A 23,060-nucleotide genomic window follows, 5' to 3' on the forward strand; every position below is an offset into this window, starting at 1 on the left:
GGCGGCTCAGCCGAGCGAGAGGGCGTCGAGGTACACCCAGGCGCCCTCGTGCCGCACGAAGCGGCTGTTCTCGGTGAGCACGCCCTGTTCGCCGCCCTCGGTCCAGTGCGCCCGGAAGGCGACCGTGCCCTCCGCGTGGAACGCGCCGCCCTCGGTGGTGGCGACCACCTCCAGCCCGGTCCAGCGCAGCCCCGGGTCGAAGTCGACCTCGGCGGGCCGGGTGTCCGGGTGCCAGGTGCGCAGCAGGTACGCCTCGTCCTGTGCGGCGAAGGCGCTGAACCGGGAGCGCATCAGGGACTCGGCGGTGGTGGCCGCCGTCTGGCCCCGGTGCAGTCGGCCGCAGCAGTCGCCGTAGGTGGCGGGCAGGCCGCACGGGCAGGGGGAGGAGGGCAGCAGCCGGGGCGCGGCGGTGCGGGGCGCGGAACGACGTCGGGACATGCCGCCCATTGTCCCCCACGCGTCGGGCGGCTCCCCTGCCGCCCCGTGCACGACGGGAACGGTCCGGCTCCTCCGCGCACCGGGGGGCGGGCCCGCCCGCGCCCGGCGGCGGGGAACCCGTGTTCAGGAGCCGGCGGCGCCGAACCAGGTGCGCAGCGCCCGGTCCATCCCCTCCCGGTCCGCCCGGCCGGGCTCGGTCGCCCAGGCGACGTAGCCGTCCGGGCGCAGCAGCAGTGCGCCGGCCGGCGGTCGGGGGCAGTCGGCCGTGACGAGGTCCACCCGGTCCTTCCAGCCCGCCGCCGGGCCGGCGAGGTCGAGCTTCCCGCCGGTGAGGTCGATGAGCAACGGGCGCCCGGTGCGGGCGAGTTCGGCGATCCGTACCTCCCCGTCCGAGGTGGTCGCGGAGATCTCCGGCACGAACAGTCCGGCCAGCGGGTGCGGGCAGTCGACGTCGTAGCGGATGTCGCTGCCCGCCATCAGCGCGGCGATCCGGCCGAGGTTGTCGGGGTGTGCCAGCAGTTCGCCGAAGAGGGCGCGCACCGCGGTGGTCCCGGGGCCGGGGGCCATCAGAGCGGTCTGGGCCTGGGAGTGCATGAACACCCGCTGTCCGACCGGGTGGCGCTCGCGCTGGTAGCTGTCGAGCAGGCCGGCCGGGGCCGGGCCGCGCAGTTCGGCGGCGAGCTTCCAGCCGAGGTTGGCGGCGTCCTGGAGGCCGAGGTTGAGGCCCGGGCCGCCGGTCGCGGCGTGGACGTGGGCGGAGTCGCCGACCAGCAGCACGCGGCCGTCGCGGTAGCGCTCGGCGAGCCGGGTGTTGTGGCCGACGGTGCGGCGCGGGGTGAACAGCCCGGCGGTGCGGGCCGGGGCGAGCGGCAGGTCGGCGCCGGTCACCCGGCGGACACTGGCGCGCAGCTCGTCCAGGGTGAGCGGGGTCTCCTGGTCCACCGGCGGGCCGCCCCACTCCATGGTGGCGATCATGACGGCGTCCGGGTCGAACGGGGAGATGACGAACACGCCGTGGTCGGTGCGGGTGTGGGTGTACGTGCGGAACGGGGTCGGGCAGCCCGGCAGCAGGACCTCGCCGCTGTCGGTGGTGCGCAGCCCTTCGGGCGGCCGCACGTGCGCGACGCGGGAGACCGGGTCGGCCGAGGTGATGCCGGGGAAGCCGATCCCGGCGAGCTTGCGGACGGTGCTGCGGCCGCCGTCCGCGCCGACCAGGTAACGGGCGCGCAGCCGCTCGGCGCCGGCGGGGCCGTGGACGTCGACGGTCACCCCGGTCGGGTCCCGGTCGAGGCCGGTGACCTCGTGGCCGCGGCGCACGGTGACGCCCAGTGCGCGGACGTGCTCCTCGAGCACCTCCTCGATCCGGTGCTGGGGCACGGGCGCGGCGTGCAGCGGGTTCCGGTCGAGCCGGTGCAGTTCCAGCGGGAAGGCGCCGAACACGAAGCGCGGTACGGGCTGCGGCGCGCCCGGGAGGCCGCTGAGCGGCTGGTGCAGGCCGCGGTGGTCGAGCAGCCGGAGCACCTGGCCGACCAGGCCGTTGGCCTTCTGCTCGCCCGAGCGCGCGGGCAGCCGGTCCAGCACCACCGGCCGGACTCCGGCCAGTGCCAGCTCGCCGGCCAGGAACAGCCCGACCGGTCCCGCGCCGACGATGACGACGTCGTTGGTCATCTCGAGATCCCCCTCGGATGTGGTGAGTTCACGCCTGTGACGGGTCCGGCAGCCCGGCCGCCAGCTGCCGCAGCGCCTCGGTGAACAGCGGCCGGAACGGCACCACCGGGTCGGCGGCCAGGTAGTGCTCGTTGGCGACCTGCAGCGCGGAGAGCGCGGCCGAGGCGACCAGCTTCGGGTAGAGGTCCCGGTCGGCGTCGGTCCCGGTCCGGGCGGCCACCGCCGCCGCCAGCTCGGTCCGGACGGCCGCGCCGCCGCGGATCAGTTCGGCCTGGAGCGCGGGCTCGCGCAGCAGCAGCCGTACGGTGGCGGTCCACCGCGGGTCGGGCCCCTCCGGCGCGCCGTCGTACGGTGCGACGAGGGAGTGGGTCAGCGCCTCCCACAGCGGTTCCTCCGCCGGGCGGGCCCGCAGTGCCTCGGCGGCCCGCAGGATCCGGTCGCGGTGCCGGGAGACGATCGCCTCGGCCTTGCTGGAGAAGTAGTTGTTGTAGGTGCGCGGGGACACCCCGGCCGCGGCCGCGATGTCCTCCACCCGGACGTTCTCCAGCCCCCGCTCCACCGCCAGGCGCAGGGCCGCCCAGCTGAGTGCCTCCCGCGTCGCGGCCTTCTTCCGTTCCCGTAGTCCGGGCTGACCGTTCGTCACGGGCACCACTGTTCCGCAGAAAGTGCGCGCTGCGCAATAGTGCGCGGCACGCAAGTTTTTCCCGGCCGTACGGCCTGTGGCGAGCCGCCCGCCACCTGCGGTTTGTCGCTGGTAGTAGTTGCGTGGTCGCGGAGCGATCCCGGTCGGGAGCCCGCCCCCGCAGGCTTTCCGGCGGGACGACTCGACAGGACTGGAGGAGCGGTCATGGGTGGCAGACAGCGTCCGCCGAGAGCGCGGACCCCTCGTCAGGGCAGGCCCGCCGGGGCCGGTGCCCGGGCGAACTCCCGTGCGGCGTTCGCCCGCATCGAGGGGTTCCTGGCCTGGGAGGCGGAGGTCGCGGCCGCCGAGCGGGACGCCCGCGCGTTCGCCGCGCAGTTCCCCTGGCTGCCGGCGGCGGAGCGGGAGAGCCTCGAACAGGCCTACACCGCCGACCGGTTGCGCTACGCCGAGGAGGTCGTCGACCGCGCGGTCGAGCGCTGCCGCCGGCTGGCCGCCCGGTACCGCGTCGAGTGCCGCCGGATCTGTGCCCGCTGGGCGGCGCTCTGCCTCTCCGTCACCGTGACGGCGGCGCTGTTCGCCGTGGTCCCGGCCGTGTTGCGGGGCTGAGCGGCCCTCGGCCCGCGGGCCGAGGGGGACGACGAGGGCCCGCTGTGCCGTTGCCGGCGCAGCGGGCCCTTTCCGGTGTCCGGGGGAGGGGTCAGTGGTGGCCGTGGCCGCTGCTGATCTCCTCGCGCTCCTCGACGGTGGGCTTGGCGATCTGGCTGTACTTGCCGTAGAAGCCGCGGGAGAGCTTGACCCGCGTGCGGGTCCACAGCCCGGCCTTGCGGGCCACCCCGTTCTCGTCCACCTCGGGCGGCAGTTCGGACGGCTGCGGCTGGTCGTGCGCGGTGAGGGTGTAGAGCCGGCCCGGCGGCAGCGGGGCGTGCACCTCGACGAACTCGCCGTGCTGGAGCCGGTTGATGACACCGGTCTCCCGGCCGTGCAGCACCTTCTCCTTGTCCCGTCGCTGCAGGCCCAGGCACCACCGCTTGGTGATCACGAAGACGACCACCGGCACGGTGAAGAAGCCGATCCGCACCGCGTAGGTGATCGCGTTGATCGAGAGGTGGAAGTGGGTGGCCAGCAGGTCGTTGCCGCCGCCGGCCAGCAGGAGCAGGTAGAGGCCGATCCAGGCCGCGCCGAAGGCGGTGCGGACCGGGGCGTTGCGCGGCCGGTCGGCGATGTGGTGCTCGCCCCGGTCCCCGGTGATCCAGGCCTCCAGGAACGGGTAGCCCCAGATGACCAGCAGCACGAGCGGGAAGACCATCAGCGGGATGAACACCCCGAGGTTGAGGGTGTGGCCGCCCCAGACGCTGATCTCCCAGCCGGGCATCACGCGGATCAGGCCCTCGGAGAAGCCCATGTACCAGTCCGGCTGGGCGTCGGTGGACACCTGGTCGGGGCGGTACGGCCCGTACGCCCAGATCGGGTTGACCGTGGCGATCGCCGACATCACCGCGACCACGCCGAAGACCAGGAAGAAGAAGCCGCCCGCCTTGGCCGTGTAGACCGGCAGCAGCGGCATGCCGACCACGTTGGTGTTGGTCCGGCCGGGCCCGGCGAACTGGGTGTGCTTGTGGTAGAAGACCAGGATCAGGTGCGCCGCGAGCAGGCCCACCATGATCCCGGGGATCAGCAGCACGTGGACGGTGAACAGCCGGGGGATGATGTCGGTGCCCGGGAACTCGCCGCCGAAGATGAAGAACTGCAGGTACGACCCGACGATCGGGATGGCCAGGATGGCGCCCTCCATGAAGCGGATGCCCGTCCCGGAGAGCAGGTCGTCCGGCAGCGAGTAGCCCATGAAGCCGTCGAACATGCCGAGGATCAGCAGCATCGCGCCGAAGACCCAGTTGATCTCGCGCGGCTTGCGGAAAGCGCCCGTGAAGAAGACGCGCATCATGTGGGTCAGCATCGAGGCGACGAAGACGATCGCCGCCCAGTGGTGGATCTGGCGCATCAGCAGGCCGCCGCGCACGTCGAAGCTGATCCTCAGGGTCGAGGAGTAGGCCTCGGACATCGGGATGCCCCGGAGGGGGACGTACGTCCCGTCGTAGACGACCTCGCCCATGCTCGGCGTGAAGAACATGGTCAGCCAGACGCCGGTGAGGATGATGATGACGAAGGTGTAGAGCGCGATCTCGCCCAGCATGAAGGACCAGTGGTCGGGAAAGATCTTGCGCAGATTGGACTTGGCCAGGGAATAGATGCCGAGCCGGCCGTCGGTCCAGTCGGCCAGCGCCTCGGCCCCGTTGGCGGGGTTGGCGCGCGTGGTGGTCACCGGTCCCGGCTGCGACTGCTGGTCGGTTCTCACGACGGGCTCCCCGGCGTCCTCGGCGTGCCGTGCTGGAGACCCGCCGGCGGGAACCCCGGCCGGCGAAGTGTTGTGATCATGGGACCTCTCGATACGGGCCCGCCGGCCGGACCGGCGCGCGGACCAGGTGCTCCGCTGGACTCGTTGCTCAGGGTGATGGAGCGCTTACTCTGTCATGCTGTCGGCAGGGGGCCGACTGTGCACGTCCATCGGCCCGTCCGGCCGCGCGTGTCGGGCCGGACGGGGGGCCCTGACGCCCGATCGGCTGGCCGCCGCTCGGCCCAACGGGTGCCGATGCTGCGGTCGAGTGCCACTGAGGCGTTTCGGCGCGCGCCGCGTCCGGGGGTCGCACGGTCCGGGGCCTACGCTGCGCCAATGGTGGATCACCGTGAACTCTTCGAGGACGTCACCGAGGCCCTGGCCCGCGCCGGGTTCGACATCGGGCCGGGTCCCTCACCGTTGTGGATCGACCGTCACCCCGAGGGCGTGGTGGTCGGCTGGACGCCGGGCGCGGAGCCGGGCGGGCCGCCCTCCCGGGAGGCGCTGGCGGCGCTGAGCGGCGCGGCCGCGGTCGTGCTGCGCGAGTGCGGCTATCTCGTCGCCGGGACGGAGGGGGGCGATCTGCTGGTGCGTTGCGCCGAACCGGTGACGGTGCCGGAGTCGTCCGAGCCGGAGCCCGTACCGGAGCAGTGGTGGGGGTGAGCGGCGGCGGGCCCGGTGTCGCGCGCACCGGGCCCGGTGCTTCGGACACCGGCCCTGGCGCTTCGGGAGCTGGCTCCGGTGCTTCGGGCGCCGGGCCCGTACCCGCGCTCAGCCGTCGAGGGTGAAGCCGATCACCGCGCCGCCGCCGTCCCGGTTGCCGGCGAAGGCCGTCCCGCCGTGCGAGCGCGCCACCTCGTCCACGATGGCCAGGCCCAGCCCGGAACCGGGCAGACTGCGGGCGGCGGTGGCCCGGTAGAAGCGGTCGAAGACCCGGTCGAGGTCGGCCGCGTCGATGCCCGGGCCGCGGTCGCGCACCTCCACCCGCGGGCCGCGCACCACCACCTCGATCGGGCCGGTCCCGGCCGGGTCGAACTTGGCGGCGTTGTCCAGCAGGTTGCCCACCGCGCGGGCCAGGGCGTCCGGCCGGGCGGTGACGACGGTCCCGTCCGCGTCCACCAGGACCTCGCGGCCGCTGCGCCGCCGGGCCTGGGCGGCGGCCTCCCTGACCAGGTCGGCGAGCACCACCTCGGTCGGCTGCTCGTCTGCCCTGCTGTCCGCCGCGAGCGCCACCAGCTCCTCCACCAGCTGGGTCAACTCCCGTGCCTCCTCGGCCAGATCGGCCATCAGAGCGGTCCGTTCGGCGGGCGGCAGCCGGTCCAGGCTGGGCAGCACCGAGAGGTTGGTGCGCAGGCTGGTCAGGGGGGTGCGCAGCTCGTGCCCGGCGTCCTGGGCGAGTCGGCGCTGGTTCTCCCTGGCGGTGGCCAGCCGGACCAGCATCCGGTCGAAGGCCCGGCCGAGGCGGCCCACCTCGTCCGTTCCGGCGGCGGGCACCGGGACGTCCAACCTTCCGCTGGAGGCGACCAGTTCGGCCGCGTCGGTGAGCCGGACCAGCCGACCGGTGATCCGCCGGGCCAGCAGCCGGCCGGCCCCGCCGGCGAGCACCGTGACGACCGCCACCAGGGCCACCGTGCGGGTCCGCAGGGTGGCCAGCAGCTCCTCGGTGGGCCCGACCTGCTGGATGATCTGGACCGCGCCGCGCCGGCCGCCGAGCGAGACCACACCGACCCGGTAGCCCTCGTCGCGCTGGTGACGCAGCCCGATCGAGGTACGGCCCGGCTGGTCGGCGTGGGCGAGTTCCTGGTCGGACGGGCTCGGTGGCAGGTCGAGCCGGGCGGTGCCGGGCAGCACCGCGCCGTCGGGGTCGAGCGACTGGGTGGTGACCCGGATCGGGCGGACCAGGTCGGCGCTCAGGCCGCTCGGCCCGGCGAAGTCGCCGGGGAAGAGGGCCTCGCGCTGGACCTGTCGGCCGACGGAGTCGACGGCGGCGCCGAAGTCGGCGGTCTCGTCGTCCCGGATCAGCCGGGCGGCGGCGTGGTAGCCGAGCGCGCCGATCAGCACCGCGACCAGCGCGGCGATCGCGGCGAAGGCCAGCGCGAGGGTGGTGCGCAGGCCGGTGCGCGGCAGGCGCGGTAGGCGCGGCGGCCTGGGGCGTGGCGGGCGCGGGTGCGGTAGGCCGGGGAGGCGGCGGGCCGGGCCGGTCACGGCTCGCGCAGCGTGTAGCCGACGCCGCGGACGGTGTGGATCAGCGGCGCCAGGCCGGGGCGGTCGAGCTTGCGGCGCAGGTAGCCGATGAACACCGCGAGGTTCTTCGAACCGGGGCCGAAGTCGTAGCCCCAGATCCGCTCGTAGAGGGTGGCCTGGTCGAGGACGGCGCCGGCGTGCCGGGCGAGCAGTTCCAGCAGGTCGAACTCGGTGCGGGAGAGTTCGAGCTCCTGGGCGGCGCGCCAGGCGCGCCGGGCGGGCGGCTCGATCCGCAGGTCGGCGACGGTCAGCACCTCGCCGGTGGGCGCGGGCGGGTGGCGGCGCAGCAGGGCGCGCAGGCGGGCGAACAGCTCGTCCACGTCGAAGGGCTTGACCAGGTAGTCGTCGGCGCCGGCGTCGAGGCCGGCGATCCGGTCCGGCACCTCGACCCGGGCGGTGAGCATCAGCACCGGGGTGCGGTCGCCGGCCGCGCGCAGCCGTCTGCAGACCTCCAGGCCGTCCGGCTCGGGCATCATCACGTCGAGCACCAGGACGTCCGGGCGCTGCTCGGCGAGGACGGCCAGGGTCTGGGTGCCGTCGGTGGCGACCCGTACCCGGTAGCCCTCCAGCATCAGGGCCCGGGCGAGCGAGTCGCGGATGGCCCGGTCGTCCTCGGCGATCAGCACGGTGTGCGTCATGGCGGAGATTCTCCCTGGCGTGTCCACGACGGTTCGCGGCGGGGTCGGGGTGTCCGGGCCCGCTCCGGGCCGGTCCGCGACGGCCGCCGCTTTTGCGTGGTGCTTCGCGGGCGTACGGTGGCCGTACGGTGGCGCGCCGCCGGTGGGCCACCGGGTCCGAGTCGGCACGTCCTGCCGGAGGCCGCGATGGCAGACCGGATGGCCCCTTTCACCACCCCGCGCGCGGAGCGGGCGCGGCGGGACGCTCGGGAGCGGCTGGAGGACTGGCGGGAGGTGTACCGGCCGGGGGCGCTGCTGCCGGTGGTGGGCGGCCAGGCGGGGCGGTGCATGGACTGCGGTCTGCCGTTCTGCCACAGCGCCTGCCCGCTGGGGAACCTGGTGCCCGAGTGGAACCGGCTGGTGGCGGAGTCGGGGACGAGTGGGGAAGCGGGGGCGGGGGCGGCGGGAGCCGACTGGCGGGCGGCCGCGGCGAGGCTGCTGGCGACCAACAACTTCCCGGAGTTCACCGGCCGGCTCTGCCCCGCTCCCTGCGAGAGCGCCTGCGTCCTGGCGATCGACGGCGCGGCGGTGACGATCAAGAACGTGGAGCTGGCGATCGCCGACCGGGCCTGGGAGGCGGGCTGGGACGCGCCCCGGCCGCCCGACCGCCCCGAGCGGGCCGGCGGACGGCGGGTCGCGGTGATCGGCTCCGGCCCGGCCGGGCTGGCCGCCGCCCAGCAGCTCACCAGGGTCGGGCACGCCACCACGGTGTACGAGCGGGCCGACCGCGCGGGCGGACTGCTGCGGTACGGCATCCCGCCGTTCCGGCTGGAGAAGCACCGGCTGGAGCGCCGGCTGGACCAGCTGCGGGCCGAGGGCACGGCCTTCCGCACCGGCGTGTGGGTCGGCCGGGACGTCCCGGGCGAGGAACTGAGGGCCGAGTACGACGCGGTGGTGGTCGCGGTGGGCGCGACGGCCTGCCGGGACCTGCCGGTGCCCGGGCGGGACCTGCCCGGGGTGCACCAGGCCATCGAGTACCTGACCTGGGCGAACCGGGTGGACGAGGGCGACTGCCCGGTCTCGCCGCTGTCCGCCGAGGGGCGGCACGTGGTGATCGTCGGCGGCGGGGACACGGCGGCCGACTGCCTGGGGACGGCGCTGCGCCAGCGGGCCGCCTCGGTCACCCAACTGGACATCAACCCGCGGCCGCCGCAGGGCCGGGCCGCCGGGCAGCCCTGGCCGGTGCACCCCAAGGTGTACCGGGAGACCACCTCGCACGAGGAGTCCGGCGCCGCGGCGGCCGGGCCCCGGGTGTTCGCGGCGGTCACCGTGGCCTTCGAGCCCGGCCCGGACGGCCGGCTGGCCGCCGTCCGCATCGCCGAGACCGAGCCCGCCGACCGCAGCCCGCGGGCGGGCACCGAGCGCAGGCTCCCGGCCCAGCTGGTGCTGCTCGCGCTGGGCTTCACCGGGCCGGAGCCGGACGGGCGGCTGTTCGCCCAACTCGGCCTCGCCACCGGGCCGGAGTCCACCCTGGTCAGGGACGACGGCTTCGCGACGGAGGCGCAGGGCGTGTTCGTCGCGGGGGACGCCGGGCGCGGGCAGTCTCTGATCGTCTGGGCGATCGCCGAGGGGCGGGCGGTGGCGGCGGCGGTGGACCGGTACCTGCGGGGGTGGACGGAGCTGCCGGCACCGATCCGGGCCTCGGCGCGGGCGCTCACGGCGTGAGGCGGGCAGCGGCAGCGCCGGGGTGATGGCGCGCCGGGGTGGTCGTGCGCCGGGGTGGTCGTGCGTTCGGCGATCGGTCCGTGGGGGCGGGGTCGGAGGAGCGGCAGGCGGTGGAGGTCGAACTCCCCTGCGGCCGACCCGGGGTGAGCCGACCACAGGGGGTGGCGGTCGGTCAGGGGGCGGGTGTGCGGCCGTCGGAGGAGCGCGACGGATCGAGTCGGGTACGTACGGCCTTTGCTACGATCCGGCGACATGGGTGTCAGGAGTCGGGCGTACGGGGGTCGGAAGACGTGGGCGTGAGTGAGCGTGAGTGGGCGGTGACGTCGATGGAGGTCCGTTACACCCCGATGGCCGCCGACTTCCGGGAGGCCTTCGACGTGCTGGCCCGGCACACGGCGCCCGGGCGCCGGTCGCGGAGCGCCAGGCGTACGGTGGCCGCCGGTGCGGCGGTGGGTGCCGGGCTGCTCGCCCTGGTCGGTGGGATGGCGCTGCTGCCGGCCGCGCTGCTGCTGGCGTGCGTGCCGCTGGTGTTGTTCGGACCGAGCCGGATACAGGCGCGCCGGGTGACGCGGAGGGTCGCGGACAAGGGTGAGTTCCGGGTCCTGCTGGACGAGTGCGGGGTGGTGGTGAGCCACGAGGCTTCGGACACCCTGCTCGGCTGGCCGGAGCAGCGGTACTTCCTGGAGACGCGCGAGCTGTTCCTGCTGCTGGCCGGTGCGGAGGAGCCGGGGGTGGTGACCGTGCTGCCCAAGCGCGGGGCCGAGGACCTCCGGGGGCTGGGGCAGCTGATCGACCGGCATGCCGAGGCGCTCGTCCTGGACTGAACTCGTCCTGGACTGAGCTCGTCCTGGACCGAGCGGCGGTTCGCGGGGTGGCGGGTACGGGGCGGGTCACGGGGTCGGCTCCGTCATCGTGGGGTCGGCTCCGTCATCGCGGGTTCGGCGTGATCCCGCCGGTCGAAGTGCCAGAGGGCGGGGAGCGCGGCGGACAGCGCGGCCGAGCTGCCGAGGCAGAGCAGCCCGCCGGTGCGCAGGGCCGCCCGGATGCCCTGCCGGGCGGCGAGCCCGCCGGCCCGCAGGTCGCCCAGGGCCGGCCCGGCGGAGCCGATCAGCATCTCCAACCCGGCCGCACGGCCCCGGAGCCCGTCCGGAACGGACTGGTTCCAGATGGCGCTTCGGAAGGTGTCGCCGACCCAGTGGGCGCCGCCCGCGACCGTCAGGCAGAGCAGGACGGCCCACAGGGCCGGGGCGAAGGCCGCCGCGGCCGTAGCCGCTCCGACCAGGGCGGCGGAGAGCAGCACCAGCCGGCCGTGCCGGTGCACCCGCTCCGCCCACCCGCCGGTCGCGGCCGCGATCAGGGCGCCGACCGCGCCGGCCGAGTAGAGCAGTCCGAGCGCCCAGGTGGCGTCCAGCTCCGCGGCCAGGAACGGGAAGAGCGCGGTGGGCAGGGCGAACACGGTGGCGGCGAGGTCGGCCAGGTAGGTGCCGATCAGGTCGGGCCGTCGAGCCGCGTACCGGGCGCCGTCGAGGAACTCGGCGAGCCGCGGTGCCTCGGCGTCCCGCGCCGAGGGGACCGGCCGGACCCGGGCCAGCAGGGCGGTCGAGAGCAGGAAGGTGCCGAGGTCGACCAGGTAGGCCGCGGGGACGCCGGCGGTGGCGATCAGCAGGCCGGCCGCGGCCGGGGCGGCCACGCCGCCGACGCTCCAGCGCAGCGAGAGCAGGGCGCCGGCCGCGACCAGCTGGTCCCGGGGCACCAGCCGGGGGACCATGGCCTCGACCGAGGGCTGCTGGAGGCCCTGGAGTGCGGCCGCCAGTCCGGCGGCGAGGTAGAGCGGCCAGACGGCGGGGGTGCCGAGCAGCGCGTTGACCAGCAGCAGGGCGCTGAGCGCGGCCAGTGCGACCTCGGTGACCAGTGCGACGGTGCGGCGGTCGGCACGGTCGGCGAGGACACCGCCGTAGAGGCCGAACAGGACGGTGGGCACGAGCTCGACCGCGCCGACCGCGCCCACGGCCAGCGGTGAGCCGGTGAGGTCGGCGATCTGGAGCGGGATCGCCGTCATGGTGAAGATCGAGCCGAGCAGGGTGACCGTCCCGGAGGTCCAGGTCAGCCGGAAGTCCCTGGAGGACCGCCAGGGTGCGGTGTTCGGCAGGAGCCGGGACCAGAAGCGGCCCGTTCCTGGGGGCGCGTCTGGTCCGGGGGTCGGGTTCGGTCCGGAGGTCATGAGGGGTGGGATCCCTTCGCGGCCGTCGGCGTCGCGGCGGTCGTCCTTATCGCTGATAAATTCCAGCTCGGGAACTTATCGGCGATAAGGTGGCCTGGCAAGCGGAAAACCCGGGAGGTCGATCGGATGGCGCTGCAACGCGACGAGGTGGTGCGCACGGCACTGCGCCTGCTGAACGAGGAGGGCATCGACGGGCTGACCACCCGTCGGCTCGCCCGCGAACTCGGCGTCCAGTCACCGGCGTTGTACTGGCACTTCAAGAGCAAGCGGGAACTGCTCGACCTGATGGCGGAGGCGATGCTCGCCGAGGCCCTCCCGCCCGACCGCGAACCCGACCCGGCGCACTGGCCCGAGTGGATCGCCGCCGACGCCCGCGCCAAGCGGAACGCCCTGCTCGCCTACCGCGACGGCGCCCGGGTGCATGCCGGAACGCTGCCCACCGAGGACGAACTCCCGGCGGTCGAGGCTCAGTTGGGCGCTCTGTGTGGAGCCGGGCTGCGCCCGCGCACGGCGCTGCGGCTGCTGCTGACCGTCGACCGGTACATCATGGGCTGGGTCACCGAGGAGCAGGCCTGGCGGCAGGACGCCGCGGGCCGTGAGCGGCCGCCGTTCCCCGACGAGGCACTGCGCGAACTGCCGTTGCTGCGTGAGGCGGTCGACGTGCTGCGGATGACCGACCACGACGCCGACTTCGAGTACGGGCTGCGGGTGTTGATCGAGGGGTTCCGGGTGGAGATCGCTCGGGAGGCGGGAGCCTGACCTCCGATGGGCTAGCGTGACGCCCATGACGACCTTTGACCCTCGCGGCACGGCCCTGGTCCTGATCGACCTGATGGACCGGATCGTCGCCAACCCGCTCGCGCCGCGCACCGGTTCGGAGGTGGTGGAGGCCTCGCTGGAGCTGGCCCGGCGGTTCCGGGCGGCCGGCGCGCTCGTGGTCGCGGTGCGGGTCGAGCGGCCGAACGTCACCGAGCAGCCGCCCGGGAGCGGGCTGGTGGCGGAGGTCGCGGCGGCGGCCGACGAGGTCGTGGTGAAGCGCACCATCGGCGCCTTCCAGGGCACCGGCCTGGACGAGCTGCTCCGGGCGCGGGGGGTGGAGACCCTGGTGTTCACCGGGATCGCCACCAACCTCGGCGTGGAGTCGAGCGCCCGCGCGGCCGCGGACCACGGCTACCGGCTGGTGTTCGTCGAGGACGCGATGGCCGCGCTTACGGCGGAGGAGCACCGGGCGTCGGTGGAGCTGGACTTTCCGCGCCTCGGCGAGGTCGTCGCGGCGGGGGACGTGCGGTTGGGGTGAGTCGGTGGACGTGCGGTCAGCGTGAGGTCGCGGCCGGGCGTTTGCGGAGGGGCACTGCTACGGCCCGGTGTGACGGAGGGTGTTGCTACGGCTCGGTATGACGGGAGGGGCGCTGCTACGGCCCGGTGTGGCGGAGGGCTTCGCGCAGCCGTCCGTCCGAGGCCTTGAGCAGGCGGGCGGCGGTGGGGGCGTCCACGTCCGCGAGCAGGGACAGGATCGCGTCCTTGGCCCGGCCGCCGGTCGCGGTCAGGGCGCGGTCGATCGCGGTCCCGTCGGCACCGGTCGCCTCGGCGACGATCCGTCGGGCGCGGTCACGCAGCTTGTCGTTGGTGGCGCGGAGGTCGACCATCAGATTTCCGTACGTCCGGCCGAGTCGGACCATCACGGCCGTGGACAGCAGGTTGAGCACCAGCTTCTGCGCCGAGCCCGCCTTGAGCCGGGTCGATCCGGCCAACACCTCGGGGCCGACCTCCACTTCGACGCCCAGCTCGGCCGCGGCCGCGAGCGCCGAGCCCCGGTTGCACGCCAGCCCGACGGTCAGCGCCCCGGCGGCCCGCGCCGCCCGGACGGCGGCCAGCGGGTAGGGCGTACGGCCCGAGGCGGAGATGCCGACCAGGGTGTCGGCGGGGGTGAGGGCGAGCGCGGCCACGTCGGCCTCGGCGAGGTCCGTGCGGTCCTCGGCGCCCTCGGCGGCCGCCGTGACCGCCGGACTCCCGCCCGCGATCAGACCGACGACCAGCGCCGGATCGGTGCCGAAGGTCGGCGGACACTCGACGGCGTCCAGCACACCGAGCCGCCCGGCCGTCCCCGCGCCGGCGTAGACCAGCCGGCCACCACGTGCCATCCGGGCGGCCACGGCGTCGACCACGGCGGCGATCCGCTCCAGCTCCCCGGCGACGGCGGCGGGCACCGTGCGGTCCTCGGTGTTCATCAGGCGGAGCAGCTCGACCGTGGGCAGCCGGTCGATCTCGGCCCAGTCGGGGCGGACGGTCTCGGTCGCGGGTACGGCGATGAATCGCTCGTTTCGCTCACTCATGCGCCCACCTCGTTTCGCTCACTCATGCGGCGAGCCTCCCCGGGTGCGGGGCGCCCGAATCCGGGCAAGCGTGGAGGGAGGGAGGTGGTGGTCGTGGAACCGACCGTTGCCGAACTGCTGGACCGGTTCGGCCGCACCTACGCGGAGGAGGCGGGGATCGCGCTGCGTGACAAGCCCTCGCCGCTCTACCGCCTGCTCGTTTTGACCGTGCTGTGCTCGGTGCGGATCAACGCCGGCACCGCCACGGCCGCGGCCCGGGAGCTGTCGGCCGCCGGGCTGCGGACCCCGCGCGCGATGGCCGACGCCAGGCGCGGGACGCTCATCGCGGCCCTGGGCCGGGCCCACTACGTGCGCTACGACGAGAGCACCGCCACCGCGCTCGGCCAGGGGGCCGAGCTGCTGCTCGACCGCTGGCACGGTGACCTGCGGCGGCTGCGGGAGGAGGCTGGCGGCGAGTCGGAGCGGATCGGCGAGCTGCTCCGGGAGTTCCCCCGGATCGGGCCGGTCGGCGCCGGGATCTTCCGGCGCGAGGTGCAGGCGGTCTGGCCCTCGCTGCGGCCGTACTTCGACGAGCGGGTGCTGGCGGAGGCCCGGACGCTCGGCCTGCCCGGTGAGCCGGAGGGACTGGCGGCGCTGGTCGGTCCGGGGGAGTCGGCCCGGCTGGCGGCGGCGCTGACCAGGGCGAGCCTGGCGCACGTCGGGGCCGGGTGAGGGACGGGCGGGTCGTACCGGAGTGAGTGGCTCACCCGGAGGCGACGTGCGGAGTCAGGCCATCCAGAAGAAGACCGCCGTCATCCGCCGCTCGGCCAGCTCGGTGCCGTAGTAGCCGGTGGCGCTGTGGATGAGGTTGGCGTGGTAGAGGAGCAGCTGGTTGTAGCGGTTGGGGACGCGGACGTCCTCGGTGAAGTGGTCGGCCGGCACGCGGCGGGTGCCGAGCGCCTCGACCAGGTTGCTGTGCGGGGCGTCGACCAGGTTGCCGCCGAGGCGCCCGCCGGGGAACTGCTGGCGGTAGAAGCTGGTGCCGGCGTCCTTGGGGGCGCCGGGGCTGAGGTAGAGGACGGCGGCGTAGCGGCAGAGTGCGCGGGAGTCGGTGTGCGGGCGGGACTCCGACTCGCCGGCGCCGACGACCTGGACGCAGTTGTGGTTGAGCGTGCCGCCACCCGGGGTGCTCTGTACCCAGAGCCGGGAGGCGCCCGTGGCCTTGCGGACCAGCGATTCGACCCGGGCCAGCTCCTCGGGCTCCAGGCCCGGCATGGTGCGCAGTCCGGGCCAGGTCTCGGGGCGGTGGGGGTAGCCCTCCGTCCAGTCCCCGCGGGCCAGGCAGCGCTCGCGGACGGCGTCCGGGTCGGGCAGCACGTTGTCCAGGACCCAGTAGTCCCGGCCCCGGGTGGGCTTGCGGTAGGGCAGGACCGGCAGGGCGGTGGGCCTGATGGGCTGTGAGGGCATGGGCCGACCATAGAGGCGGCGATCGTCAACCTTCTGCCGTGAGCAGGTCAACCTTTCGTCAAGGGCCCCCTGACCTGGGGCTGTTGGCGTGGGGTGGCCCTCCGGGCGGCAACTGCCGCTGACCGGCCGGCGCCGCGGCGGTCGAAGCCCGCCGGGGCGGGCTTCAGGCCTCCCGCACGGCGAAAGTCCCGAGGACGCCCTCCAGTCGGTCGTAGGCCTGGACCGCGGAGGGGTGCACCGCGGCGGCGATCGCCGACTGCTCCTCGCCGGCCAGGGTGCGGCGGAACACCTCGGCGAACACCGCCCGGTCGACGGCGGCGAGCAGCGCGGCGGCGACCCGGCACTCGAAGCCGACGGGTCTCTCGTGCACCGCCTCGGCCAGTGCCTCGGCGAGCGCCGTCTCGCCCTGCTCGTGCAGCTCGCGCAGTCGGGCGGCCAGTGCCGGGCTGTCGAAGACGGTGCGGGCGAAGTCGGGGCCGGAGAAGCCGAGCCGGGCGTCGTGCCGGTCGAGGCCGGCGAGGCAGTCGCGGCGCAGCGCGGCGAGCGCGGACTCGCCCGGTGCGCGCCCGGCGACGGTTCCGGCGAGCCGGGCGACCAGCTCCTCGTGCAGGTCGAAGAAGAGGTCCTCCTTGCGCGGGAAGTGGTTGGTGACGGTCATCTTGGCGACGCCGGCGGCGGCCGCGACCTCGGCGATGGTCGTGCGGTCGAAGCCCCGCTCGACGAAGAGTCTGGTCGCGGCGTGCGAGATCGCCTCGCGGGTGCGGCGCTTGTTGAGCTCGCGCAGGTTCGGCGTGGTCCCGGATTCGGTCATGGGGGGAGCGTAGCGCAGTTCACTGGGTCGAGCACAGAAATTTGATTTGACCCAGTCGATGGGTCCGTCCTAAGTTCTTCTCGAGGCAGCCGGAGGGGCTGCCCGAGTGGGCGTCCGCGTTCGGGGGGCGGCTCGCTCGAGGGCGACCAGGGGAGGGCGCATGAGCACATCCGTCACCGCGAAGGGCCGGCCGGGAGGGGTCCGGGGGGAGGCGCCGGAGCCGATTCCGCCGGGCCTGTGGAAGATGGGCGGGGTGCTCGCGCTGGGGCCGGTGCTCGCGTTGTTGGACAGCACGATCGTCAACGTCGGCATCGACTCCGTCGGCCGCGACCTGCACAGCTCGATCGCGGCGGTGCAGTGGGTGGCCACGGGGTACCTGCTGGCGATCTCGCTGACCATGCCGCTCTCGGGTTGGGCCGCCGGTCGCTTCGGTGGGCGGCGGGCGTGGCTCGCCTCGGTCGTCCTGTTCGTGCTCGGATCGGCGCTGTGCGGCCTGGCCTGGTCGACGGGCAGTCTGATCGCCTTCCGGGTGCTGCAGGGGATCGGCGGCGGGATGATTCAACCGCTCGGCCAAGCGATCATCATACAAGCGGCCGGGCCGTCCAGGGTCGGGCGGGTGATGGGCACGCTGATGCTGCCGATCAGCCTGGCTCCGGTCCTGGGGCCGATCCTCGGCGGGCTGGTGCTGGAGCACTTCGACTGGCGGTGGATGTTCCTGCTGAACGTGCCGGTCGGGTTGGTGATCCTGCTGCTCGCCGCCCGCTGGCTGCCGGCTGACGAGGCGTCGGACGCGCCGAAGTCCCGGCTGGACGTGACCGGTCTGGTGCTGCTCTCGCCCGGTCTGACCGGGCTGGTCTACGGGCTCGCGACGATCGGTGACGGTGCGACGGCCGGCTGGGTCGCCCTGGTGGCGGGCGCGGTGCTGGTGACGGTCTACGGCTGGCACGCGCTGCGGATGGGGCGCGGCGGTGTCCGGACGCCGCTGATCGACCTGCGGCTGTTCGCCCGGCGCGGCTTCGCCGTGGCGACGGCCAACAGCTTCCTCCAGGGCGCCGCGCTCTACAGCTCGATGTTCCTGGTACCGCTCTACTACCAGCAGGTGAAGCACGCCGGTGCGGTGGAGGCCGGCCTGCTGCTGGCGCCGCAGGCCCTCGGCACGGCGGTCACCGCGATGCTGGCCGCGCGGATCACCGACCGCTTCGCGCCGCGCCCGCTGATCATGATCGGGATCGCCTGCTCCCTGGTCGGCACGGTCGCGTTCACCCAGCTGGGCAGCGGCTCCGAACCGGCCGACTGGCTGATAGCCGGCTCGCTGGCACTGCGCGGTGCGGGCATGGGGATCATCGCGATCCCGGGCCTGGCGGTGGTGTACGGGAGCGTCGAGAAGGACCAGGTGCCCGCGGCGGCGGGTGCGGTCAACGTGCTGAACCGGGTGGGCGGGGCGCTCGGTACGGCCGTGCTGACGCTGGCGCTCCAGCAGGCGCAGGGCGGGCACCCGGGCCGGCCGGGTGCGGCCTTCGGCGAGACCTTCTGGTGGGTGCTGGCCCTGTCCGCGCTCGCCATCGCCCCGGCGCTGCTCTACCCGAACACCCGCCGGGCCGACTGACCGCCGGCCGCGTTCCGATCACCGGCCGGTTCCCGGCCACCCAGACCCTGGAGGTACCCGTGTTCACCCGTCACCCCGACGGCCTGCGCCTGCTGAGCGTGCACGCGCACCCCGACGACGAGTCCAGCAAGGGTGCGGCCACCCTGGCCCGGTACGCGGCCGAGGGGGTGGACGTCCTGGTCGCCACCTGCACCGGCGGCGAGCGCGGCTCGGTGCTCAACCCGGCCATGGACCGGCCGGAGGTCCGGGCCGACCTCGCCCGCGTCCGGCGAGAGGAGATGGCGGCCGCCCGGGAGATCCTCGGTGTGCGCCAGCGGTTCCTCGGGTTCATCGACTCCGGGATGCCAGGGCCGGACGAACCGCTCCCGGAGGGCTGCTTCGCGGCCGAGCCGGTGGAGCTCGCGGCGGCGCCGCTGGTCGCGCTGATCCGGGAGTTCCGCCCACAGGTGGTGGTCACCTACGACGAGACGGGCGGCTACCCGCACCCGGACCACGTGATGACTCACCGGGTCACCGTGGCGGCCGTCGAGGCCGCGGCCGGCCCGGAGCTCCACCCCGAACTGGGCGAGCCCTGGCAGGTGTCCAAGCTCTACTACCACCTGGCGCTCTCCAGGGCCTGGTTCCAGGCCCTGGACGAGGGCATGACGGAACGGGGCGTGCCCTCGGAGATGGGAGAGCTGCTCGCCGGCTGGCCCGACACCCCACCGGCCCTGGCCACCACCACCCGGATCGCGTGCGCCGAGCAGTTCGCCGTACGGGACGCGGCGATGCTGGCGCACGCCACCCAGGTCCAGCCGGGCGTGGCCTTCATGGCCCACCCGCGGGACATCGAGCGCGAGGTCTGGCCGACCGAGGACTACCACCTGGCCCGGAGCCTGGTGCCGGAGGCCGGCGCGGCGGCCGGGGCGGCCCGGGCGGGCGGGATCGAGACCGACCTGTTCGCCGGGCTCCGGGCGGGAGCGGAAGCGGGGGCGGGATGAGCCTCACGATGCGCGGGGGGAGGCGGGCCGTCGCGGGGGCCGCGGCGGGGGAGGCCCCGGCTGTGCCGGGGTGGCGGTGGCGAGCGCGAGGGTGGCGGCGGTGAGCAGTGCCGCGGTGGCGGGGCGCAGTGCCGTCCCACCGCCCTGCCGCCCTGCCGCCCTGCCGTGCCGACATCCACCGGCCCGCCGCGCGCCCTGGCGCCGCCCTGGTCAGTACCGGCCGTACGGCGGAAGGCACTTGAGACGAACGGTCGAACCGGGCAGGTTGATCCCATGACCACCGACGAGACCGCCCACGAAGGTCCGTGGCCCGCGAACGGACCGGAGCAGCGCACCCGGACGCACACCTGGACGCCCGGCCGGCCGATCACCGAGTACGCCCACCTGACCGGAGAGGAGTTCCTGCTGGAGTGGATCGCCGGACGGATCCCGGAGCCCTCGATCTGCAGCACCATGGACTTCCACCTGACCGAGGTGAAGCCCGGGACGGCGGTGTTCCAGGGCGAACCCGGAGACCACCTCCACAACCCGATGAACACCGTGCACGGGGGCTACCTCGCCACCCTGCTCGACTCGGCGCTCGGCTGCGCGGTGATGAGCAGGCTGCCGGCCGGGGTGGGCTACACCACCACCCAGCTCAACGTCCACATGCTGCGCCCGCTGTTCGCCGACTCGGGGCCGCTGCGCTGCGAGGGCGTGGTGCTGCACCTGGGCCGGACGATGGCCACGGCCGAGGCCAGGGTGGTGGGCGCGGAGAACGGCAAGCTCTACGCCCACGCCACCACCACCTGCGCGATCCTGACTTCCCGTCCGGCCGCCTGACCGGGCCTGGTCGTCTCCGGGCCTCGTCATCTCCGGGCCGGGCCTCGTCTCCGGGGCAGACCTCATCTTCGGAACGGGCCTCATCTCCGGAACGGGCGGGCCCCGGTCGCCGAGGCGACCGGGGCCCGCCCTACGGGACTCCGGAGGCGTGCGAAGCCGGCGGTCCCGTGCTGGTTCAGAGGGCCGCGAGCACCCCGCAGAGGGCGATGAACCCGCAGATCCCGAAGTTGACCAGCTTGTGCGAGAGGAAGATCGCGGCGAACTCGCGGATGGTCGCGCTCGGCCAGTAGTACCGGGCGGTGGGCGAGCCGAAGACGTGGCCGTTGACGCCGGTCTGACGGGCGAGCAGGGCGGCCCGGAAGGCGTGGAAGTTGTTGGTGACCACGACGCAGCGGTAGCCGGGCTTGGCCTGTTCCATGATGGCCTTGCTGAACAGCAGGTTCTCCTCGGTGGTGCGCGAGCGGTCCTCCCGCTCGATGTGCTCCTCGGGGAAGCCGCGTTCGACCAGGTAGTCGGCCATCGCGTGGGACTCCGGGAGCTTCTCGTCCGGCCCCTGGCCGCCCGAGGTGATCAACACCGGAGGGTTGCCGCGGGCTGCCTGCTTCTCGTACACCTCGCGGCCCCGGTTCAGCCGACTGGCCAGCAGCGGCGGGACGCGCTCGCCGCCGATCAGGCCGGAGCCGAGCACGACCACGAAGTCCACGTCCCGGCGCGGTCGGTGGCGGCTGTACAGGAAGGCGTAGCCGACGAAGCAGGTGAACAGGAAGGAGACGTAGCCGACCACCAGGACCGCGGTGCCCGCCAGGGCGGCCAGCTGCCGGGAGTGGAAGACGAGGGCCGCGACCAGCAGCCCGATGACCGCGAGGATGCCCAGCCCGGCGAGCAGTGACAGCAGGTTGGCCGGCCGCCTGCCCTCCTTGCGGATCATGGTCAGGCCGTTGGCGAGCAGGAACCAGACCAGGGCCGCCGTGCCGAGGGCGGGGAGGAGGACGATGACCGCCGCCGCGAGCGTGATCACCATGCTGGGCGCCTTGCGGAGTTCGGCGAGCATGGCGAGGAAGAGCAGGGAGACGGCGATGCCGAGCAGGACGGCGTTGCTGAACCGGCGGCGGTCGCGTAGTACCCCGATTCCGAACAACAGGAAGAACAGGGCGGCTGGGGCATAGGCGATCATGCGTCGTATGGTAGGGCTTACTGGGTCTGGACCATTCGCACGAACGGCCCAACCGTCCGGGGAGGCGCGCGGCGGCTCAGCCGAAGCTCACGGCCGCTCAGCCGAAGCTCGCGACCGCACAGCCGCAGCGCGCGGCGGCTCAGGCGAAGCGCTCGACCGCTGCCAGGACCGCCTCCCTCATCCGTGGGCTTCCGGTGTGCCCGGCTTCGTCGATGACCGTCAGTCGGGCGTCCGGCCAGGCCTTGGCCAGCTGCCAGGCGGTGGCGAGCGGCCCGCCGAGGTCCAGCCTGCCGTGGATCAGCTCGCCGGGGATTCCGGCCAGCCGCCCGGCGTCGCGCAGCAGTTGGCCGTCCTCAAGGAAGGCCTGGTGCGAGAAGTAGTGCGCGGTGATCCGGGTGAAGGCCACCAGCGCGTCGGAGGGTCGGTCGGTGTACGCGTTCGGCTTGCCCAGTGTCTCGTGCGAGATGACCGCGTCCTCCCAGGTGGCCCAGGCGTTGGCGGCGGCCCGCCGGACCGACTCGTCGGCGCTGTCGAGCAGCCGGCTGTAGGCCGCGAGCAGTTCGGCGGTGTCCCCGTCCCGGTCGGCGGGCGGAAGGAAGTCCCGGAACGCCTCCCAGGGGCCGGGCAGGAAGCGGCCCACGCCCCGGTAGAGCCAGTCGGTCTCCTCGGGGCGGGTCATGGTGACCCCGCAGATCACGATCGCGGAGACCCGTTCCGGGTGGGCCTGGGCGTACGCGAGGATCAGCGTGGAGCCCCAGGATCCGCCGTACAGCAGCCACTTGTCGATGCCGAGGTGCTCGCGCAGCCGCTCCATGTCGGCGATCAGGTGCGCGGTGGTGTTGTGCTCCAGGCTGGTGGACGGGTCGGCGGCGGACGGGAGGCTGAGCCCGCAGCCGCGCTGGTCGAACTGGACCAGGCGGTAGTGCTCCGGGTCGAAGTACCGCCGGGAGCCCGGGCCGTGGCCGGAGCCGGGGCCGCCGTGCACCACCACGGCCGGCCTGCCCGCCGGGTTCCCGGAGGTGTTCCAGTGGATCCGCTGTCCGTCGCCGACGTCCAACAGGCCCTGTGCGTACGGCTCGTAGAGGGGGTAGAGCTCGGTCATCGGTGATTCCTCCGTCGTCGTACGGGCGGGCCCGGCGAGCCTACCCCGGCGTCGGGTCAGCGCCGCTCCGGCGGCAGCAGGGCCGCGAGGCCGTCGAGGATCCGCTGGACGCCGAACTCGAAGCGGGCGTCCATGTTCGGCGCGGTGAGGTCGTCGGCGAGGTCGACCAGGTTGGGGAAGGTCTCGGCGGGCAGGGCGCGGAACAGGTCTCCGGCGGCGTCGGCGATGTCCCGGCGGCTGGTGCCGAGGACCTCGGAGGCCGAGATCGGGGACTGTTCCTGGAGCACGAAGCCCTGGACGAAGGCGCCCAGCAGGTAGTTCGCCATGGCGGCGTCGGCGTCGGAGAAGCCGGCCGCGCGGAGCCGGTCCAGCTGGTCCTCCATCAGCCCGAGCAGGTTGGGCCCGGGGGCGAGCCGGCCGGCGACGACCTTGGCCGCGTCCCGGGTGTCGAGCAGCAGCCGGCGGTAGCGCCGGCAGTACGCGTGGAACTGTTCGCGCCAGCCGCCCTCGCGCGGCGGGGGCTCGGCGGATCCCATCACCGCGTCGGTGAGCAGGTCGAGCAGCTCCTGCTTGTTGCGGACGTGCCAGTACAGCGAGGCGGCCTTGACGCCGACCTCGGCGGCGACCTTGCGCATGGACAGTCCGGCCAGGCCGTCCCGTTCCAGTACCCGCAGTGCTGCCTGGGCGAGGGCCTCCCTGGTCACGGCGGGTGTCGTGCCGTCGGTTCCGGGTGTGTCGGTGTGGTTCTGCGGCATGGCTGTGCGGACGCCTCCGGCTGCGTGGTGGATTCCCGCGGTGGATTCCCGTTTGCAATCTAACACCGTTAGGTGCACTCTGT

The 23,060-nt window shown here is 74.2% G+C and carries 23 protein-coding genes; 10 read left to right on the forward strand and 13 right to left on the reverse strand.

From position 1 onward, the window contains the following. Positions 1-6 precede the first annotated feature (6 nt). The 3 genes from ACIQ87_RS28175 to ACIQ87_RS28185 all read right to left on the reverse strand — a co-directional run bounded on the left by ACIQ87_RS28175 (position 7) and on the right by ACIQ87_RS28185 (position 2,749). A complete protein-coding gene (locus ACIQ87_RS28175; protein WP_402411664.1) occupies positions 7-438 on the reverse strand; it encodes a YchJ family protein in 432 nt (143 codons plus the stop codon). 123 nt (positions 439-561) lie between these two features. After that, a complete protein-coding gene (locus tag ACIQ87_RS28180) occupies positions 562-2,106 on the reverse strand; it encodes an FAD-dependent monooxygenase (RefSeq protein ID WP_402411667.1) in 1,545 nt (514 codons plus the stop codon). 28 nt (positions 2,107-2,134) lie between these two features. Then, positions 2,135-2,749 (reverse strand): TetR family transcriptional regulator, encoded by a 615-nt coding sequence (locus ACIQ87_RS28185; protein WP_402411669.1) that lies wholly within the window; start codon positions 2,747-2,749, stop codon positions 2,135-2,137. 204 nt (positions 2,750-2,953) lie between these two features. Here ACIQ87_RS28185 and ACIQ87_RS28190 point away from each other — a divergent pair, with 204 nt between their 5' ends. Further along, entirely contained in the window at positions 2,954-3,355 is a 402-nt protein-coding gene (locus tag ACIQ87_RS28190; protein ID WP_402411672.1) for a cytochrome C oxidase subunit I, read from the forward strand. 91 nt (positions 3,356-3,446) lie between these two features. Here ACIQ87_RS28190 and ACIQ87_RS28195 read toward each other — a convergent pair whose 3' ends face one another. Beyond that, on the reverse strand, positions 3,447-5,069 hold the full coding sequence (locus ACIQ87_RS28195; protein WP_402411859.1) for a cytochrome bc complex cytochrome b subunit: 1,623 nt from the start codon (positions 5,067-5,069) through the stop codon (positions 3,447-3,449). A 408-nt stretch (positions 5,070-5,477) separates the two neighbouring features. On the opposite strand from ACIQ87_RS28195, the gene ACIQ87_RS28200 reads away from it, so the two are divergent. Then, positions 5,478-5,804, forward strand: a complete 327-nt coding sequence (locus ACIQ87_RS28200) for a hypothetical protein (RefSeq protein WP_402411675.1) — start codon at positions 5,478-5,480, stop codon at positions 5,802-5,804. 108 nt (positions 5,805-5,912) lie between these two features. On the opposite strand, the gene ACIQ87_RS28205 is transcribed toward ACIQ87_RS28200, so the two are convergent. Next, complete coding sequence (locus ACIQ87_RS28205; RefSeq protein WP_402411678.1) at positions 5,913-7,346, reverse strand: ATP-binding protein; 1,434 nt, start codon at positions 7,344-7,346, stop codon at positions 5,913-5,915. After that, positions 7,343-8,023 (reverse strand): response regulator transcription factor, encoded by a 681-nt coding sequence (locus ACIQ87_RS28210; RefSeq protein ID WP_402411681.1) that lies wholly within the window; start codon positions 8,021-8,023, stop codon positions 7,343-7,345. Before ACIQ87_RS28210 ends, ACIQ87_RS28205 begins: the two co-directional genes overlap by 4 nt. A 186-nt stretch (positions 8,024-8,209) precedes the next feature. On the opposite strand from ACIQ87_RS28210, the gene ACIQ87_RS28215 reads away from it, so the two are divergent. Beyond that, a complete protein-coding gene (locus ACIQ87_RS28215) occupies positions 8,210-9,727 on the forward strand; it encodes a glutamate synthase subunit beta (protein ID WP_402411684.1) in 1,518 nt (505 codons plus the stop codon). A 296-nt stretch (positions 9,728-10,023) separates the two neighbouring features. After that, positions 10,024-10,551 carry a hypothetical protein gene (locus ACIQ87_RS28220; RefSeq protein ID WP_402411686.1) on the forward strand — a complete coding sequence of 176 codons (528 nt, stop codon included), beginning with the start codon at positions 10,024-10,026 and terminating at the stop codon, positions 10,549-10,551. Between the two features lie 83 nt (positions 10,552-10,634). On the opposite strand, the gene ACIQ87_RS28225 is transcribed toward ACIQ87_RS28220, so the two are convergent. After that, the gene (locus tag ACIQ87_RS28225; RefSeq protein ID WP_402411689.1) at positions 10,635-11,948 is read right to left on the reverse strand and encodes an MFS transporter; all 1,314 of its coding nucleotides are present in this window, start codon (positions 11,946-11,948) and stop codon (positions 10,635-10,637) included. 126 nt (positions 11,949-12,074) lie between these two features. On the opposite strand from ACIQ87_RS28225, the gene ACIQ87_RS28230 reads away from it, so the two are divergent. Both ACIQ87_RS28230 and ACIQ87_RS28235 read left to right on the forward strand, forming a co-directional pair. Continuing rightward, entirely contained in the window at positions 12,075-12,707 is a 633-nt protein-coding gene (locus tag ACIQ87_RS28230; protein ID WP_402411692.1) for a TetR/AcrR family transcriptional regulator C-terminal domain-containing protein, read from the forward strand. 25 nt (positions 12,708-12,732) lie between these two features. Continuing rightward, positions 12,733-13,245 carry an isochorismatase family protein gene (locus ACIQ87_RS28235; protein WP_402411694.1) on the forward strand — a complete coding sequence of 171 codons (513 nt, stop codon included), beginning with the start codon at positions 12,733-12,735 and terminating at the stop codon, positions 13,243-13,245. A 115-nt stretch (positions 13,246-13,360) separates the two neighbouring features. Here ACIQ87_RS28235 and murQ read toward each other — a convergent pair whose 3' ends face one another. Further along, complete coding sequence (gene murQ, locus ACIQ87_RS28240; RefSeq protein WP_402411697.1) at positions 13,361-14,281, reverse strand: N-acetylmuramic acid 6-phosphate etherase; 921 nt, start codon at positions 14,279-14,281, stop codon at positions 13,361-13,363. Between the two features lie 93 nt (positions 14,282-14,374). Here murQ and ACIQ87_RS28245 point away from each other — a divergent pair, with 93 nt between their 5' ends. Next, positions 14,375-14,992, forward strand: a complete 618-nt coding sequence (locus ACIQ87_RS28245) for an endonuclease (RefSeq protein WP_402411700.1) — start codon at positions 14,375-14,377, stop codon at positions 14,990-14,992. Positions 14,993-15,046: 54 nt separating this feature from the next. Here ACIQ87_RS28245 and ACIQ87_RS28250 read toward each other — a convergent pair whose 3' ends face one another. Next, positions 15,047-15,727 (reverse strand): DUF6445 family protein, encoded by a 681-nt coding sequence (locus ACIQ87_RS28250; protein WP_402411703.1) that lies wholly within the window; start codon positions 15,725-15,727, stop codon positions 15,047-15,049. A gap of 163 nt (positions 15,728-15,890) precedes the next feature. Continuing rightward, on the reverse strand, positions 15,891-16,538 hold the full coding sequence (locus ACIQ87_RS28255) for a TetR/AcrR family transcriptional regulator (protein ID WP_402411706.1): 648 nt from the start codon (positions 16,536-16,538) through the stop codon (positions 15,891-15,893). Positions 16,539-16,698: 160 nt separating this feature from the next. Between ACIQ87_RS28255 and ACIQ87_RS28260 the strand changes: the two genes are divergently transcribed. The 3 genes from ACIQ87_RS28260 (at position 16,699) to ACIQ87_RS28270 (ending at position 19,946) form a co-directional block, all read left to right on the forward strand. Further along, positions 16,699-18,144, forward strand: coding sequence for an MDR family MFS transporter (locus ACIQ87_RS28260; protein ID WP_402411708.1), 1,446 nt, complete (start codon positions 16,699-16,701; stop codon positions 18,142-18,144). A gap of 59 nt (positions 18,145-18,203) precedes the next feature. Next, positions 18,204-19,124 carry a mycothiol conjugate amidase Mca gene (gene mca / locus ACIQ87_RS28265; protein ID WP_402411711.1) on the forward strand — a complete coding sequence of 307 codons (921 nt, stop codon included), beginning with the start codon at positions 18,204-18,206 and terminating at the stop codon, positions 19,122-19,124. Positions 19,125-19,397: 273 nt separating this feature from the next. Next, entirely contained in the window at positions 19,398-19,946 is a 549-nt protein-coding gene (locus tag ACIQ87_RS28270; RefSeq protein ID WP_402411714.1) for a PaaI family thioesterase, read from the forward strand. A 175-nt stretch (positions 19,947-20,121) separates the two neighbouring features. Here ACIQ87_RS28270 and ACIQ87_RS28275 read toward each other — a convergent pair whose 3' ends face one another. From ACIQ87_RS28275 to ACIQ87_RS28285, 3 genes are all read right to left on the reverse strand, one after another. Next, entirely contained in the window at positions 20,122-21,120 is a 999-nt protein-coding gene (locus ACIQ87_RS28275; RefSeq protein WP_402411716.1) for a YdcF family protein, read from the reverse strand. Positions 21,121-21,259: 139 nt separating this feature from the next. Continuing rightward, positions 21,260-22,222, reverse strand: coding sequence for a prolyl aminopeptidase (gene pip, locus ACIQ87_RS28280; protein WP_402411719.1), 963 nt, complete (start codon positions 22,220-22,222; stop codon positions 21,260-21,262). Positions 22,223-22,278: 56 nt separating this feature from the next. Beyond that, positions 22,279-22,977, reverse strand: coding sequence for a TetR/AcrR family transcriptional regulator (locus ACIQ87_RS28285; RefSeq protein ID WP_402411722.1), 699 nt, complete (start codon positions 22,975-22,977; stop codon positions 22,279-22,281). Between the last annotated feature and the right edge of the window lie 83 nt (positions 22,978-23,060).

The sequence above is a fragment of the Kitasatospora sp. NPDC096204 genome, assembly GCF_044763205.1.
Classification (GTDB): Bacteria; Actinomycetota; Actinomycetes; order Streptomycetales; family Streptomycetaceae; genus Kitasatospora.

Excerpts from the sequence above, each read along its gene's own strand:
- ACIQ87_RS28175 (WP_402411664.1), bottom strand. The coding sequence starts at position 438 with ATGTCCCGACGTCGTTCCGCGCCCCGCACCGCCGCGCCCCGGCTGCTG.
- ACIQ87_RS28180 (WP_402411667.1), bottom strand. The coding sequence starts at position 2,106 with ATGACCAACGACGTCGTCATCGTCGGCGCGGGACCGGTCGGGCTGTTC.
- ACIQ87_RS28190 (WP_402411672.1), top strand. The coding sequence starts at position 2,954 with ATGGGTGGCAGACAGCGTCCGCCGAGAGCGCGGACCCCTCGTCAGGGC.
- ACIQ87_RS28200 (WP_402411675.1), top strand. The coding sequence starts at position 5,478 with ATGGTGGATCACCGTGAACTCTTCGAGGACGTCACCGAGGCCCTGGCC.
- ACIQ87_RS28210 (WP_402411681.1), bottom strand. The coding sequence starts at position 8,023 with ATGACGCACACCGTGCTGATCGCCGAGGACGACCGGGCCATCCGCGAC.
- ACIQ87_RS28215 (WP_402411684.1), top strand. The coding sequence starts at position 8,210 with ATGGCAGACCGGATGGCCCCTTTCACCACCCCGCGCGCGGAGCGGGCG.
- ACIQ87_RS28225 (WP_402411689.1), bottom strand. The coding sequence starts at position 11,948 with ATGACCTCCGGACCGAACCCGACCCCCGGACCAGACGCGCCCCCAGGA.
- ACIQ87_RS28230 (WP_402411692.1), top strand. The coding sequence starts at position 12,075 with ATGGCGCTGCAACGCGACGAGGTGGTGCGCACGGCACTGCGCCTGCTG.
- ACIQ87_RS28235 (WP_402411694.1), top strand. The coding sequence starts at position 12,733 with ATGACGACCTTTGACCCTCGCGGCACGGCCCTGGTCCTGATCGACCTG.
- murQ (WP_402411697.1), bottom strand. The coding sequence starts at position 14,281 with ATGAGTGAGCGAAACGAGCGATTCATCGCCGTACCCGCGACCGAGACC.
- ACIQ87_RS28250 (WP_402411703.1), bottom strand. The coding sequence starts at position 15,727 with ATGCCCTCACAGCCCATCAGGCCCACCGCCCTGCCGGTCCTGCCCTAC.
- ACIQ87_RS28255 (WP_402411706.1), bottom strand. The coding sequence starts at position 16,538 with ATGACCGAATCCGGGACCACGCCGAACCTGCGCGAGCTCAACAAGCGC.
- ACIQ87_RS28260 (WP_402411708.1), top strand. The coding sequence starts at position 16,699 with ATGAGCACATCCGTCACCGCGAAGGGCCGGCCGGGAGGGGTCCGGGGG.
- ACIQ87_RS28270 (WP_402411714.1), top strand. The coding sequence starts at position 19,398 with ATGACCACCGACGAGACCGCCCACGAAGGTCCGTGGCCCGCGAACGGA.
- ACIQ87_RS28275 (WP_402411716.1), bottom strand. The coding sequence starts at position 21,120 with ATGATCGCCTATGCCCCAGCCGCCCTGTTCTTCCTGTTGTTCGGAATC.
- pip (WP_402411719.1), bottom strand. The coding sequence starts at position 22,222 with ATGACCGAGCTCTACCCCCTCTACGAGCCGTACGCACAGGGCCTGTTG.
- ACIQ87_RS28285 (WP_402411722.1), bottom strand. The coding sequence starts at position 22,977 with ATGCCGCAGAACCACACCGACACACCCGGAACCGACGGCACGACACCC.